At 33.8% G+C, this 14,603-nt stretch carries 13 protein-coding genes; 6 read left to right on the top strand and 7 right to left on the bottom strand.

Annotated elements, in window-relative coordinates:
* Positions 1-1,700: type ISP restriction/modification enzyme (locus H6F32_RS17815; protein ID WP_313926666.1), on the top strand; the 1,700-nt coding region annotated here is incomplete at its 5' end.
* Positions 1,701-1,926: 226 nt separating this feature from the next.
* Here the strand turns inward: H6F32_RS17815 and H6F32_RS17810 are convergent.
* The 5 genes from H6F32_RS17810 to topA form a co-directional block, all read right to left on the bottom strand.
* Positions 1,927-2,694: an HIRAN domain-containing protein gene (locus tag H6F32_RS17810; RefSeq protein ID WP_190370637.1), complete on the bottom strand. Its 768-nt coding sequence runs from the start codon at positions 2,692-2,694 to the stop codon at positions 1,927-1,929.
* Positions 2,691-3,620 carry a HipA-like protein gene (locus H6F32_RS17805; RefSeq protein ID WP_190370636.1) on the bottom strand — a complete coding sequence of 310 codons (930 nt, stop codon included), beginning with the start codon at positions 3,618-3,620 and terminating at the stop codon, positions 2,691-2,693. The genes H6F32_RS17810 and H6F32_RS17805 overlap by 4 nt, the downstream gene beginning before the upstream one ends.
* 243 nt (positions 3,621-3,863) lie before the next feature.
* Positions 3,864-4,118 carry a DUF5615 family PIN-like protein gene (locus H6F32_RS17800; RefSeq protein ID WP_190370635.1) on the bottom strand — a complete coding sequence of 85 codons (255 nt, stop codon included), beginning with the start codon at positions 4,116-4,118 and terminating at the stop codon, positions 3,864-3,866.
* Positions 4,119-4,121: 3 nt separating this feature from the next.
* Positions 4,122-4,448, bottom strand: coding sequence for a DUF433 domain-containing protein (locus H6F32_RS17795; RefSeq protein ID WP_190370634.1), 327 nt, complete (start codon positions 4,446-4,448; stop codon positions 4,122-4,124).
* A 123-nt stretch (positions 4,449-4,571) separates the two neighbouring features.
* Positions 4,572-6,752: a type I DNA topoisomerase gene (topA, locus tag H6F32_RS17790; RefSeq protein ID WP_190370633.1), complete on the bottom strand. Its 2,181-nt coding sequence runs from the start codon at positions 6,750-6,752 to the stop codon at positions 4,572-4,574.
* 649 nt (positions 6,753-7,401) lie between these two features.
* Between topA and H6F32_RS17785 the strand changes: the two genes are divergently transcribed.
* The 4 genes from H6F32_RS17785 (at position 7,402) to H6F32_RS17770 (ending at position 12,116) form a co-directional block, all read left to right on the top strand.
* A complete protein-coding gene (locus tag H6F32_RS17785; protein WP_190370632.1) occupies positions 7,402-7,671 on the top strand; it encodes a hypothetical protein in 270 nt (89 codons plus the stop codon).
* 18 nt (positions 7,672-7,689) lie between these two features.
* A complete protein-coding gene (gene rsmH / locus H6F32_RS17780; protein WP_190370631.1) occupies positions 7,690-8,592 on the top strand; it encodes a 16S rRNA (cytosine(1402)-N(4))-methyltransferase RsmH in 903 nt (300 codons plus the stop codon).
* 499 nt (positions 8,593-9,091) lie between these two features.
* The gene (locus H6F32_RS17775) at positions 9,092-9,853 is read left to right on the top strand and encodes a class I SAM-dependent methyltransferase (RefSeq protein ID WP_190370630.1); all 762 of its coding nucleotides are present in this window, start codon (positions 9,092-9,094) and stop codon (positions 9,851-9,853) included.
* Between the two features lie 856 nt (positions 9,854-10,709).
* Positions 10,710-12,116 (top strand): SpoIIE family protein phosphatase, encoded by a 1,407-nt coding sequence (locus H6F32_RS17770; protein ID WP_190370629.1) that lies wholly within the window; start codon positions 10,710-10,712, stop codon positions 12,114-12,116.
* Between the two features lie 29 nt (positions 12,117-12,145).
* Here the strand turns inward: H6F32_RS17770 and H6F32_RS17765 are convergent, their stop codons facing one another.
* A complete protein-coding gene (locus H6F32_RS17765; protein ID WP_190370638.1) occupies positions 12,146-12,817 on the bottom strand; it encodes a serine/threonine protein kinase in 672 nt (223 codons plus the stop codon).
* Positions 12,818-13,285: 468 nt separating this feature from the next.
* Between H6F32_RS17765 and H6F32_RS17760 the strand changes: the two genes are divergently transcribed.
* Positions 13,286-14,137, top strand: a complete 852-nt coding sequence (locus H6F32_RS17760; protein WP_190370628.1) for a universal stress protein — start codon at positions 13,286-13,288, stop codon at positions 14,135-14,137.
* 92 nt (positions 14,138-14,229) lie between these two features.
* Here the strand turns inward: H6F32_RS17760 and psbM are convergent, their stop codons facing one another.
* On the bottom strand, positions 14,230-14,346 hold the full coding sequence (gene psbM, locus H6F32_RS17755; RefSeq protein WP_190370627.1) for a photosystem II reaction center protein PsbM: 117 nt from the start codon (positions 14,344-14,346) through the stop codon (positions 14,230-14,232).
* Positions 14,347-14,603: the final 257 nt, after the last annotated feature.

Here is a 14,603-nt window from a genome sequence, read left to right as displayed (position 1 = left end):
TAAATGGTCAAGATACTATTTCTAGTAGTAAAACAGCAAGTTATTTTGAAGTTGACGGAAAATCTTTAGGTGAAAAAAATCCTAAATGGTTAAATGATGATTATGTAAAATTTATCCGTTTTAGTCAATGGAGAATTGAAAAAACAGGTTATGGAATATTAGCTTTTATTACCAATCATGGTTATTTAGATAATCCCACTTTTCGGGGAATGCGTCAAAGTTTGATGAAAACTTTTGATGAGATTTATGTTTTAGATTTACATGGTAATAGTAAGAAAAAAGAAGTTTCTCCTGACGGTTCAACAGATCAAAATGTTTTTGATATTCAGCAAGGGGTAGCAATTGGATTTTTTATTAAATATCAAAGTAGTCCCCAAAACTTAGCAACAGTTTATCATGCTGATTTATGGGGTATGAGAGAGGTTTATGAAAATAAACAGTTAGTTGGTGGTAAATATCATTGGTTAGCTGAAAATGACTTACAATCTACTATTTGGGAAAAGTTAGAACCAAATACACCATTTTATTTATTTAAACCCCAAAATATTGATTTAAGAAGCGAATATCAAAAAATGTGGAAAATTAATGAAGTAATGAAAGTTAATGTTTTAGGTTTTCAAACCCATCGAGATCATTTTGCTATTGATTTTGATGAAGAAAATATTACTAAAAGATTTCAAGAACTAAGAAATAACGAGTTATCTAATCAAGATTATGCTCAGAAGTATAACATTAATGATAATCCAGATTGGCAATTAGATAAGGTTAGTAATATAATTCGTGCAGACAATCAATGGAAAGATAAAATAATCAGTTGTTTATATCGTCCTTTTGATTGGCGTTATTGTTATTATAGTAATGTCATAATGGATAGACCTAGACGAGAATTAGTAAATCATGTTGTGAGGAAAAATAACCTATGTTTGGGTTTAGGCCGTCAAGGAATTGCTGTTAATGATCCTATTTGGTCATTAATATGTATTGCTAATCAACCAATGGATGCTAATCTTTTTAGAAGAGGTGGAATTAATATATTTCCTATCTATCTTTACCCAACAGATAGCCCAACTTTATTTGATTCTACACCAACTGATACACCAGGAGGACGTAAACCAAATTTATCATCAGAATTTATTAAACAACTTTCTAAAAAACTAGATTTAGAATTTGTTGGTGATGGAAAAGGAGATCAAAATACAACTTTTGGACCAGAGGATATTTTCAATTACATTTACGCTGTTTTTCATTCTCCTAACTACCGTCAACGTTACGCTGAATTTTTAAAGATTGATTTTCCTCGTTTTCCTTTAACTTCCAATGCTGTGCTTTTTTGGGAATTAGTAATCAAAGGTGATATATTAGTTAAATATCATCTCATGCAAGAAACAGGAACAGAAATTTCTACCTATCCTATAGCGGGTTCTGATATTGTGGAACAAGTGAAATATCATGAAAATCATCAACAAATATGGATTAATTCTGAACAGTATTTTGATCAAGTTTCTCCGCAAATTTGGAATTTTTATATAGGTGGTTATCAAGTTTGTCAAAAATGGCTAAAAGATAGAAAAGGAAGACAGTTAAATTTTGATGATATTAGTCATTATCAAAATATTATTTCTATCATATCGGAAACGATGAAGATTATGGCAGATATTGATAAGATTATTGATGAATATGGAGGCTTTCCGTTAGAATAATATGGTTTAAAAAGTTTTACCTACAACTAATAAATCACATCCTGTAAATCGTTAAATCCTTGATATCCTGATTTGTGCAATAAAGCTTTGCAATGTTTGGGTTTTGCCTAGGTTCATCTTGGAACTTTTATAGCTAAAGATGGTGCGTTACTGACCTTGATAAATAATTCTTGAGGAGTACAGTTATATTATATAGTTTTGATAACCAAAATAATTATCTTCAACCCTAACCAACATTAACCAAATTATCTACCGTTAACGGTTGATATTCAGAACTAGAAAAGGGCTGAAAATCATTTTTACAGACAGCAGTAATATGACATAATAAACGAAACTGAAGTGGTGTAGGTGATAAGTTGACACGCTCTACTTCTAGAGTAACAGAACTAGGGTTATTCCAAGTCAGATCGAAAATTTCACTGCGTAAGTAACGCGGACAATAACCTACAATATGATGATCTTCCGTGTTTAAAGTTAACGCCTTATTATCATAAGGGTTTTGAAATTCATGAGCTAACCATAATTTTTCATTGGGTACGAAATTATTAATTCTCTCAATTGCACATTTAGGTAAATGTCGCAGTCCATTAGCAAAAAAGTACAATTGATATAGTCCATTCTCATCTGGTTCTGGACATGGGAAAACAGCAAGACTATCTGTTTCTCTCTCTCCGCCACTACGGGCTAAGATTTCCAGAGGATCATCTTCTGTTGGGTTAATATTTAACCACTGAATAAAATTAGTATAATCAGGTCGGGAAGGAGACATTAAACGATTGGCAAAAACTGGAAATAAATGGATTGATGTATATACTTTGTTAAAATCAGGGAATGAATATAAAGGTTGAAATTGGCATTGATTCTCAGCTTCTTTTACTCCTTGGGTATAAACAAATTGATATTGTTTACCATCATAAGTCAATTTACCAATGGTAAACCATGAACGACTATCAATATCTTGCCAAGCTAGGAATAATGTTTGTAGTTTTTTCATGTTAATAACTCCTTTAAATTGATTAATCTATGTTGGTTTAACTCCAGAATTTTTTGCGCAAATTCAATTGTTATGCTTGATATACGATTTTTGGGAATACGGTTAAAAATTAAAAGAGTGTCTGCTAGAGATATACGTTCAAGATGTTCTAACCACATTATAGCTGCTTGGGGATAACGAATTGCAACTTGGTGAAATAAATCAAAAGTTTTCAGAGATTTTTTATCTTCTGAATTAGCATAAAAAGCAGACTTGCATTTTTTGATATATAAATCTACTGATAGTTTTTGTCTTTTTTCATCATATAGTTCCCTTCCTAAAGAAGAAGCATGATCATAGGTTGGTGCTAAGTGTATAGTTTCTCTGGTCTGGGGTGTCAATTGACTTTTGATTAAACCCCAGTTAAGATGATGGCGATCGCCATTACCTATCCAAGCATCTAACATCAGGTAGCCAATAAATACTTCTACAGGTTTTTGAATATTTTTTGGTACATTCCAATCAATCGGAAAATTGATATTTTCTTCTGTTAGTACACTCAATACAATATCTATTGTATGTTGCCACACCCCATACTTTTCAAAAGTGGGATAGTTTGGTAAAATTCTAGTGAGAATTTCATTACCATGAATCAGTGTTGCACCTTTGGGTAAAAATGAAGGTGAAACTATACCACGATTTCCGTCCCAAGTTTCTGCTAGATAATAAATAGCATGGGGTAATGTTAAAAGCTCACACAATTCAGATGCAATTTTTTCAGACCAATCCTGTCCTATGTATTGGGATTTGTTTTGTTTATACAAGCAATAACCAAGCTCTTGATGCTCAAACCAAAACTTCCTATTAGTCCCTATTACTTCGTTATGTGCAAGTTCATAATGATCTTGTGTAACAAGAATAATAGGAAATTCTTCATCTGAATTCATTATATGTTTTATAATCAATATGGTATTGTTTCAGTTAATCTCAATCTACGGCTAAGTAGTCCTGTAATTTAACCTTCATTTTGGCAATCTTGAAACTTTTTCATTATTGCAAATAAAAGTACACTAACTATACCTAGTTGATAATATTCTAGTGTTACAATAATTATATCATGTAATTGTGAAAATTACTATCACAGTCAGAAGTGTTCAATCCTGCAATAAAACTTTGAATGGATTGCACTTTTAAGTAGATGGACGTACCACACGAATTAGTTTTCTTCGCAATGATGCTTCTGCATTTACAGCCTCATTAATTCGTGCTGCAAATTGTTCCCAGTTACGATTGTTACTACAAACGACAATTCCGAAGTGGTCATCATCAGGTATCCGTTGCTCTGCTTTTCCTGCTTCTTGAACCGTCAAAACATCATGTCCCAAACTCCGCAATATTTCCACAACTGGAAAGGGAAATTGTTCATCTGCGTAAAAACGTGCCATTGACTATGCTGCCTCATTACGCTCAATTGCCAATTCAATCTCATCAGCATGAGATTCTGCATATATCCAAGCATTAGCTAAATTTGTAGCTGTAATGGTGGGATAGCTGGTTAAAAGGTCAACATCACTATAACCGAGTCGTCTAGCTTCCACAAGTACCCAGACGGGAATACGAGTGTTAGCAATGCAAGCTTCCCCACCACAGATTTTAGGGGTTTTTTCAATTCCTTGCCAATTACTGCCGAGACTTTGAGCAAGTAACTGTATAGCTTGGACTTTTTCACTAGGTTGGAGAGCAAGAAGTTGTTGTTTTAATTCTTGAAGTGTCATGGATGTAAATTTTTTGATGTTTTTTTAGGTTACATTAACAATTTTAATCTAGACATAATTACCTCTATCATATTTATTTATTTATTTATTTATTAAATTATAACCTATTTTAACAATATAATATCATTCAATCTGCAAATTCCCAAATTTAGGACTCCACCACCCCTTAGCAGTATGAAAATAAGCCGCATCCTTATGTTTTTTATCCTTCCATGAATCTTCACCAGAACAGCGTAACATAGTTTTATTTTGCCCATCTTTAATATAACTATACTCTTCTAAAGGTTTCTTACACACTGGACAGGGATAAGATGTAATTTTCGTTTCCGGTTTAGCAGTCTTTTCACTTTCCAAAGTTTTAGTTTTTGGTGCTTCCCAACGTTTATGAAAGTCACTCCAAAATAAAACAATATTTTCACATCCACTTACGCATTTAAGAAAGTATTTCTTCTTAACTTTACTACTAGGAATTTTCGCTAAAAAGTTGCTACATTCAGGACATTTAGTTTTGGAACTTTCATATTTACGCTCAATTTTACCATGATTATTACCTGTATTTCCTGAATTAATAACTACAGTTTTAGCTTGAGAAAGTGCAGGTACAAAATAACTTTCATTCCAAGTAGTTAAATAATATTCCCAAGAGTTTTTACCTTCAGCAATTTTATCTAGTTCTGCTTCCATATTGGCGGTAAATTCTGCTTCTAATAAATCTGGTAATGCTTTCTGTAAAAACTCATCAACTTCTAACCCTAAAGTTGTAGGATGAAGATGATCTTTTCTCAATTCTATATAATTACGTTTCTTTAAAGTTGCTACTGTAGGGGCGTAGGTACTAGGACGACCAATACCTTTTCTTTCCATTAATTGTACCAGTTTTGGTTCACTATATCTTGGTGGTGGTTGAGTTTGTTTCTGTTCATGTCCCGCATTTTCTAAAGTTAGTATTTGTCCCTGTTGTACAATTGGTAAAACCGCATCTTTACCCAAATTAGGCCAATATTTTGCATAACCATAAAATTCTACAATTTGTCCCCGCGCTTGCCATAAAATATTACTTGAAATATTACCTGATTGGGTAATTATTAGCGTTTTTCTTATTTGTGCAGGACGACATTGAGACGCAACTGCTCTTTTCCAAATCATCACATATAAATTAAACTCATCTTCGGGTAATTCTGCTCGCAATTGTACCGACGGACGAAATATATCTGTAGGTCTAATCGCTTCGTGTGCTTCCTGTGCTGTTTTACTACTACGGTGTTTTGTGGTTTGTTGGGGTACATTTTGCGGATCATGTTCTTCTAACCATTTACGCGCACTCTCACAAAATTCAGGACTTAACATTACTGAATCAGTTCGCATATAGGTAATTAATCCGGATTCATATAGTTTTTGTGCCACCTGCATGGTTTTTTCTGGAGCAAATTTTAGTTTAGATCCGGCTGCTTGTTGTAGTGTAGAAGTGGTAAAGGGTGGAGGAGGTTGACGATAGGTAAGTTTACCTTCAACTTGGATTACTTTATGGGGATGTTGTTTAGCTTCTGCAACTAGTCTATCTGCTTCTGCTTCCGATAAAACTCGCTTAGATTCGGGTTTTTCTGGATTGTTACTAGCTGCATCATCGTGGGTTTCTGTTTCTGTTTCTGCTGTTTCTGTAGGGGTATTATTCATACCTTTATAAAAAGCGCGAAATCCTTCTTTATAGTCTACCCATACACTCCAGTAATCTTGAGGTACAAATACTTGTATTTCTCTTTCTCTCTGACAAATCAGATGTAATGTTGCGCTTTGAACTCTACCGACGCTTTTAGCTCCGTTATTTAATGCCCAAACTAGGGGACTACCTTTATATCCTACCAGCTTATCCAGACAATCTCGACATAATCCTGCACCAATTAAATTAGAGTCAAGTTTTCTCGGATGAGCGATCGCACTTTTGACCGCCGATGGTGTAATCTCAGTATAAACCACTCGTTTAGGTTCTCTCAATCCTAAAGTTTCCTTGAGATGCCAAGCAATAGTTTCTCCTTCTCTATCGGGGTCCGTTGCTAAAACAACTTCATCCACTTTTTTAACAGCAGCTTTGAGTTGTTGGATAGTCTCTTTAGCGCGTTCATCACGAGGTATATAATTACAACGAACGCTATTACCTTCCATTGTAAATCCTAGCGAGTCTTCACCCTCATTACTGAGTTCCCGGATATGTCCACAACTAGCGCGAACTATCCAATCTGTACCGAGAATTTGACTTAGTTTTTTAACTTTACCAGGAGACTCGACTACTAGGAGACGTTTAGGCATAGCACTTGATTTCTGAATGATCTATTTTGGTAATAAATGCTTTTAAAATAACATATTTAGGACTTAACTCAAAAATCTGTTCAGTGGGTGCGTCAGATATCAACAATTTGGTTATTTACATGATTTATACTGTCTGATGTGGTTGGTGAGCTTGTCGAACCACATCCTACCAATGTGCCAGTTGTGTAAGTCCTGATCATAAATAAAGGAGAATAAGTAACAATGATTAAAACATCTGAAGAAAAGTTTTTAGTAGCATTAGATATTTGTGAATCATTAATTGATTTTAAATATCGTCCCACAAATAGATTTAACCTACAGCAGTTTCCGTTATTATGAGGTATAGATGTTAATGATAAAACCCTTGTAACACAAGCATTTTGCTGTGTTCATAGTGTACCTCATGTAGATGGAATGTGCTGTATCAAGCAATAGAGTTATTCTGTGAAATTGGTGAAAATCCTAGAGAGTTATTAGAATTATGTCATAAATATTCTAATAATAGGGTGGATGAAAATGCTAAATTGAGACCTTGCACGATTAGGAGAAATTACAGATACAGATATGGGTATAAAAAATACTTTTATCCCCAGCATTTCACCCACGTAGGCTTAGTTTTTTTAGTAAAGAATTACTTTTACACAAAACTTTGCAAAAATCCTCTAAAATTGATAAAGTTTGTCAAATTATCAAAGAATATGCCACAAGTGTAGATAATTGCCCTGTTGATTGTCCCCTTAGTTTTGGTATAAAAGATCATTGTAGTTTTTTGAACTTTTTCCTTAATCTTGATCGTTGCCAATTTGAATATTTTACAGATAATTTTACAACACCAGAAGAAATTGTTGAATTGTTCCAAGATTGGAAGGGAATTGATTTCAACACTGTAATTAACAAACAAAAAGTGGTTAAACTTTAATAAATTAATCAACTCATAATGCAATCAGATTTACAAACCCCCCTAGATTTAGAAGAAATTACTTTTTCCCACATTCCTGTTTTAAGTCAAGAAGTAATTACAGGTTTAAATATTCAACCAAATGGGCACTATTTAGATTTAACCGTTGGTGGAGGTGGTCACAGTCGCTTAATATTAGAAAATGCTGAAGATGTAAAAATTACGGCCGTTGATCAAGATTTAGATGCTTTAAAAGCAGCTAAAGAAAATTTAGCAGAGTTTGGTAATAGGGTGAATTTTATTCATAGTAATTTCGCTAATTTTCAATTCTCTGAAAATACCTATCATGGGATTTTAGCAGATTTAGGAGTAAGTTCCTATCATTTAGATAACCCAGAACGCGGGTTTAGTTTTAGAAATACCGCCAGTTTAGATATGCGAATGAATCAAACTCAATCTTTAACTGCGACTGATATTATTAATGAATGGGATGAACAGGAATTAGCAAATATATTTTTTAAATATGGGGAGGAAAGGTTATCACGAAAAATAGCTAGACGTATTGTAGAAAAACGTCCATTTGATACTACTACAGAATTAGCAAATGAGATATTTTATTCCGTACCTCCCAAATATCGTCATGGCAGAATACACCCGGCAACTCGCATTTTTCAAGCATTACGCATCGCTGTGAATAACGAATTACAAGTATTAGAAACTCTCATAGAAAAAGCACCTTTATCACTTATTCCTGGTGGGAGAATTGCTATTATTAGTTTTCATAGTTTAGAAGATAGAATAACTAAACATGGATTAAGAAATTCAGAATTATTAACAGTAATTACCAAAAAACCAATTATTGCTAATGAACAGGAAATTTCTGAAAATCCTCGTTCTCGTTCTGCTAAATTAAGAATAGCAGAAAAGAAAATCCTTAATTAAACTGGTAACTGATAATGTTGGAGAATTTAGCTAAATAGAAGGTTTACAATATGAGGATTGGGAGGTATTACTGAACTCAGGTATGAAATTGAGAAATTCAAAATTTGAAACTTTGCATCTAACATACTGAAATTCGCTTCGCTGATGCGCGAAATGAAATTCATACCGCCATTATACAATGCCGATTGGGAAATTATGGTACAATGACATAGGACTCATATTTGAATTTGGAAAAAATTAGTATTTTAGGGTGCGTCAGATATTACAGCATATTCCATCTACATGAGGTACACTATTAGCACAGCAAGATGCGCGCACTACAAGGGTTTTATCATTAACATCTGTACCTCATAATAACCGAAACTGCTGTATAAATCTGTTGATTGATAGTTGATTCATACAATTTATGCATTCTGACGCACCCTAGCTATCTTTTCATAAATCAAATATTATTCCTATATAATATTGTTGTTCAGAAAATAAAATTCAAGTCATAAATATGTCAGATTACACACAATTGCAAAACACACAAGTTGACAGTAATGAAGATCAGTCATTTGCTGCTGAAGAATTTTTTAGCAAGCAATGGCAAATTTATCAAAAAGTATTAAACAATAATTATATGTACCATCAAGAAATTTATCATGTCCTCCAGGAATTATTACAGAATTACTTTGATCAACCTTTTACAATGTTAGAATTAGGATGTGGTGATGCAAGATTTACCACTCAAGCATTATTAAATACTAAAATTGCTCAATACACAGCCATAGATGTATCTATTCCCGCATTGCAAGATGCTGAGAAAAATCTGGCTAAAATTAACTGTCCAGCTAATTTTATCACAGGAGATTGTTGGCAATTAACTGATGAATTAGCTGCAAATCATGATCAGAAATTTGATGTAATTTTGATATCTCTTGCACTTCATCATTTACAACTTGAGGAAAAAGATCATATAATTTATCAGTTAAAAACTATGCTGAACTCTGGAGGAATTTTCATTCTTATTGATGTGACCCGTAAAGAACACGAAGACAGAAATACCTATCTAAAACGTTATATGAGTAACGTAGCAAAATATTGGAATTTATTAACTCCTGAAGAATATACAATGTTTAATAATCATATTTGTAGCAGTGATTTTCCCGAAACTGCAACAACTTTAAAAGCAATTTCTGATAAACATGGTTTTAGTAATTTTTCATCTATTTATTGTGATCCTCTAGAGATTAATCAATTACTATGTTTCTATAAATAGTTGATACAGGTAGTTAATTGGTTATTAGTGTTTAAAAGATTAAATGCTTAAAGTTGTGCGTCTGAGGACATAAATTTTGTACATAGACAGATTTTTGATGTCTGACGCACCCTAGCACCATTTATGTAAGTTCTGTGTTAGATAATAAACAATTGTACAATAAAGCACATTACATCTGCATGAGGTAAACTATTAGCGGAGAAGATGCCTGCACTACAAGAATTTTATGTTGTATATCTATATATCAGAATCTCGGAAACTGCTGTATATAATTAATATTATACATATTGCTTTATAAAATTGATAAGAGAATTGTTGTCTGTCCCCTATTGCTGACTATATCAGGACTTACGCAACTGGCACATTGGTAGGGTGTGGTTCGACAAGCTCACTAACCACGTCAGACAGTATAAATCATGTAAATAACCAAATTGTTGATATCTGACGCACCCACTCAACAGATTTTTTAGTGTGACACTTGCGTAAGTCCTATATATAAAAAATCTATCTCAGGTAATATTTCCAGAATTTGTGGTATACCAGTTAAATGTTTGCACTTATTTAGTATTTAGGGTAATTGCTAGTCAGCAGTCAGCTATCAGCAGTCAGCCCTTCAATTCTACTATCTTTGAGACCTACTACACCCTACAAGCTGCCACAATATTTCCTGAGTAATAATTGACATGAGGAAATCAAAGCAGTATTAACAATATTAGCCCAGTGTATTTTTTACGGTTTTCTACTCTTGCTAAAATTATTAATCTTAATCAAGATAATTGAGCAATATATTAGAAACATTAGCAACTGCATTGATAAAGTGTTCCCCGTATCTTATTCTTAATTGCCATATTAACCAGTGTCCCAATTTCCTTCTTATCAACCTGATAGTCATGCTAATGCTACCACAGATGTCCCTCCTGTAGTAGCATTAAGAGAACTTGTCAATAGACTAAGCCGCGAACAAAATAAAATTCAAGACTTATTGAGTTCTTTAGGTTTTGCTTTGAGAAGTTTTAATAATTTAAACCAATTTTTAGAACTTATCCCTTTAATGGCCAGCAGGGTTACAGATGCCGATGGTAGTGCTTTATTTCTTTATAAACCTAATGGGCAAATTAGGTTAGAACAGTTACACTGGCAAGATAGTCAACAACGAAAACATATTAGAAAAGCCTTAGAAACTGCTACTAGTCAAATTACTCTTTTACCTAATTCCACTTCTGGTAATTCTCCTATTAAATCTCCCAGTATTTTAGATGATCAAATGCACCGTTATTTAGGTCCTGATGTGCAAATATTTGGTACGGCAATTTTAGTTAAATATACAGAACGTGGATGGTTATATGTTCTCAGTCGTGATCCTCAATATACTTGGACTGAAACTAGACAAAAGTTAGTTAGATTAGTGGCAGATCAAACTTCTGTCGCTATTGAAAATGATCAATTAGCAGCAGAATTAAGAAAAAAAGAACGTTTGGATCAAGAATTAGAAATTGGTGCGGAAATTCAACGTCGACTTTTACCCCGTCAATGTCCTAATATCCCTGGTTTATTGTTAGCAGCACGATGTAAACCTGCTAATCGTGTAGGAGGTGATTATTATGATTTTATCCCTACTAATAATAATATTAATCATCAGTTTAATCATCAATTACTATCTGAAAAAGACACTAATTGGGGTTTAGTAATTGGTGATGTGATGGGTAAAGGTGTTCCCGCAGGTTTAATTATGACGATGATGCGAGGAATGTTACGTGGTGAGGTTTTACATGGTAATTCTCCAGCAGGTATTTTACAAAATTTGAATCGTGTTATGTATGCTGATTTGGAAAATTCTCATCGTTTTGTCACTATGTTTTATTCTGAATATCATCCCCAAACGCGCATTTTATGTTATAGTAATGCTGCTCATAATCCCCCTCTATGGTGGCACGCATCTACTAAAACTGTTAGCCGTTTAGATACTTTGGGTATGTTAATTGGCTTAGATGCTAATAGTCAATATGAAGATGGCCAAGCTCAATTAGAAGTTGGTGATACTATTATTTATTATACTGATGGTTTGACTGATGCTGCTGCTGCTGGAGGCGATCGCTTTGAGGAAGATAATTTTATTACCGCTTTCACTACAGCTTGTAAATATTGTCAAAATCCTCAAGAAATTGTAGATTATTTATTTGATAGGGTAGAACAATTTATTGGCAGCGATCGCCAAAATACTGATGATATGACTTTAGTAGTTTTTAAGGTTTCTGATTTATAAGGAGTCAGCAGTCAGCAGTCAACAGTCACCTATTTAGTTTTAGTAAAAAACTTTTCCTTTAAATTCGTAAAAAACCGATAAGTTTTCCTCACAGCATTCAATAAGGACGGTGAGATTTTTAACCCCAACGGCGAAATTATCGGCCGATATATCCAATAATACGCCCTTTTTAAATTCTCCCACTTACCACACTTCTCTTGGTGTAAAAAATCAGAAATATCTACCACTAAACCTCTACCTTCAAACATCATCACATTTTTTCCATGTACGTCATGGGGATATAACCCTCTAGCGATCGCATCCTTTAAAGCCTGATCTATATCTTCTATCACTTGCTTAGGAATCCTTAAACCTCTTTGCATACAATCATATAAAGTCACACCATACAGTCTTTTTAAAACCAATAAACCATTATTAGCATAAAAGCACTCAGAAAATGCTGGATGAGAACCTAAACGATTATATACCTCCACCTCTTCCTCAAAACCAGGTCTACCAGGTGCATAAATTTTGACCACTAAATCCAAATATTGAGGATGATACACTACGGCAGCGTAATTACCCTTACCAACAATTTCCCAAGGTTGAGGAATTTGATGGATTTCTATAGGATCATGAGGATCTACACTTTCTAATATTAAGTTAGGAACTAGGTCTTGTTCAATACTTTCCACTAACTGATTGATCCGTAATTTATCCATACTGGTTTTCATTGATAACTTTACTAATTCATCCTAGTGCTAACATAAAACTATTACAAGTAACTATTACAAGTCAATATTACAAGTATTTTTCAGCTATCAGCTTTCAGCCATCAGCTTTCAGCCATTTACTCATTACTGACTACTGACTACTCAATTATTAATAATTATTAACATTATATTTTATTAATTTTATTAAGGATAATTTAACGATATAATAAATCATAAGTTAATAGATAACTTAGTGATCATTGTCAAAAATGAGTCCTAAAGACACTCAAACATTAGTCCAACATTAGTTAAATATTAGTTAAATATTTGTTACTTTTTTCATCTTTGATATTAGTTTTACTGCTAATAATTTACTTTATGCCTATTCTTAACTAGGTTATCAAATAGTTCAGGAAAACCTTCTGAAGCTCAATATTAGCAGGAAAACCCACAAACCCTCACAACAAAGGCGTAAAAATGATACAAAAGATTTTACTAGCTGTTTCTGGCTTAGGACACGCGGAAGAAATGCTGAAAAACCTCAAAGCATTACCTTCTATCCAAGGTGCAAAAGTGACTATTCTCCACGTTGTTGCTGGACAAAGTACTGCGGCCATGATGACTGATAAATGGGAAGAAGGTGGTAAAATTCTTGCCAATGCAATTCAGCATTTAAACTTAGATCCTAGTCAAGTTTCTTCAATTTTACGTCAAGGTGAACCCAAGGACGTGGTTTGTCAAGTAGCAAATGAAATAGATGCTGATTTGATCATTATGGGTTCTCGTGGTCTAAAAAGACTACAATCTATCTTAAGCAACTCTGTCAGCCAGTACGTATTTCAATTGTCTTCTCGCCCCATGTTATTGGTTAAAGATGACATTTATGTAAAGAGTATTAGACGGGTAATGGTAGCAATGGATGGTTCTGACTCTGCCAAAAAGTGCCTAAACCTAGCACTATTTTTACTACGTGGTGTTAATGGCGGACAACTAGTTTTAGTCAATATTAATACAGATTTAGGCGGTAAAGTATCGGGAGTGACTGATATTAAGCCGGAAAGAGATTCTGTATTAGGAAAAGCCATGATAGAAGCAGAAAAACAAGCTATTGCAGTGCGCTGTGTTACTAGTAGCGGTAAACCTGGGGAAGAAATTTGTCGAGTAGCAGATAAACTGGGCGTTGACTTGTTATTAATTGGTTCTCCAGATCGTCGGCCTTCTATTGCTAAGAGTTTTGTTGATATTGATCGTTTAATTGGTTCATCTTTATCAGACTATGTTCGTGTCAATGCTACTTGTCCAGTATTGTTAGCCAGAACTAATGCTTAATAGTCAGTAGTCAGTAGTCAGTAGTCAGTAGTCAGTAGTCAGTTTTTTATTATAAGCTGATAGCTGACCACTGATAACTGATAGTCAAAGTGTTAACTATTTTTTCCACTTTCGCGGCTAGCAGTTTGAATGTAAAGGATTATTAAAAACACTGCGGGAACTAAAACGAACAAAATGCTCGCTACGAAACCCAGACTGTTAACTTGCATAGCAAGATTGCCTCTCTATAATTTCTGGTTAACAATTTTAGAATAGCATCATAGATAACTTAATTTTAGCAGTTGGATAAAAATTGTTAGGACTTTGACTAATCTAAAGTGTAAAGGTGCGTCAGATACCAAAAATCTATGTACTTACATGATTGATACTGTCTGACGTGGTTGGTGAGCTTGTCGAACCGCACCCTACTAATGTCCCAGTTGCGTAAGTCCTGTCAAGTAAACAACCTAGGGTAGAAAAATATTAT

The sequence above is a fragment of the Anabaena sp. FACHB-1237 genome (assembly GCF_014696225.1).
Lineage (GTDB): Bacteria > Cyanobacteriota > Cyanobacteriia > Cyanobacteriales > Nostocaceae > FACHB-1237.
The sequence above is the reverse complement of the archived record's forward strand: the minus strand, read 5'-3'. Positions and strand labels throughout refer to the sequence as shown.

Coding starts and splice junctions, on each gene's coding strand:
- H6F32_RS17775 (WP_190370630.1), top strand. CDS start 9,092: ATGTCAGATTACACACAATTGCAAAACACACAAGTTGACAGTAATGAA.
- H6F32_RS17760 (WP_190370628.1), top strand. CDS start 13,286: ATGATACAAAAGATTTTACTAGCTGTTTCTGGCTTAGGACACGCGGAA.
- H6F32_RS17810 (WP_190370637.1), bottom strand. CDS start 2,694: ATGAAAAAACTACAAACATTATTCCTAGCTTGGCAAGATATTGATAGT.
- H6F32_RS17795 (WP_190370634.1), bottom strand. CDS start 4,448: ATGACACTTCAAGAATTAAAACAACAACTTCTTGCTCTCCAACCTAGT.
- psbM (WP_190370627.1), bottom strand. CDS start 14,346: ATGCAAGTTAACAGTCTGGGTTTCGTAGCGAGCATTTTGTTCGTTTTA.
- rsmH (WP_190370631.1), top strand. CDS start 7,690: ATGCAATCAGATTTACAAACCCCCCTAGATTTAGAAGAAATTACTTTT.
- H6F32_RS17765 (WP_190370638.1), bottom strand. CDS start 12,817: ATGGATAAATTACGGATCAATCAGTTAGTGGAAAGTATTGAACAAGAC.
- topA (WP_190370633.1), bottom strand. CDS start 6,752: ATGCCTAAACGTCTCCTAGTAGTCGAGTCTCCTGGTAAAGTTAAAAAA.
- H6F32_RS17800 (WP_190370635.1), bottom strand. CDS start 4,118: ATGGCACGTTTTTACGCAGATGAACAATTTCCCTTTCCAGTTGTGGAA.
- H6F32_RS17805 (WP_190370636.1), bottom strand. CDS start 3,620: ATGAATTCAGATGAAGAATTTCCTATTATTCTTGTTACACAAGATCAT.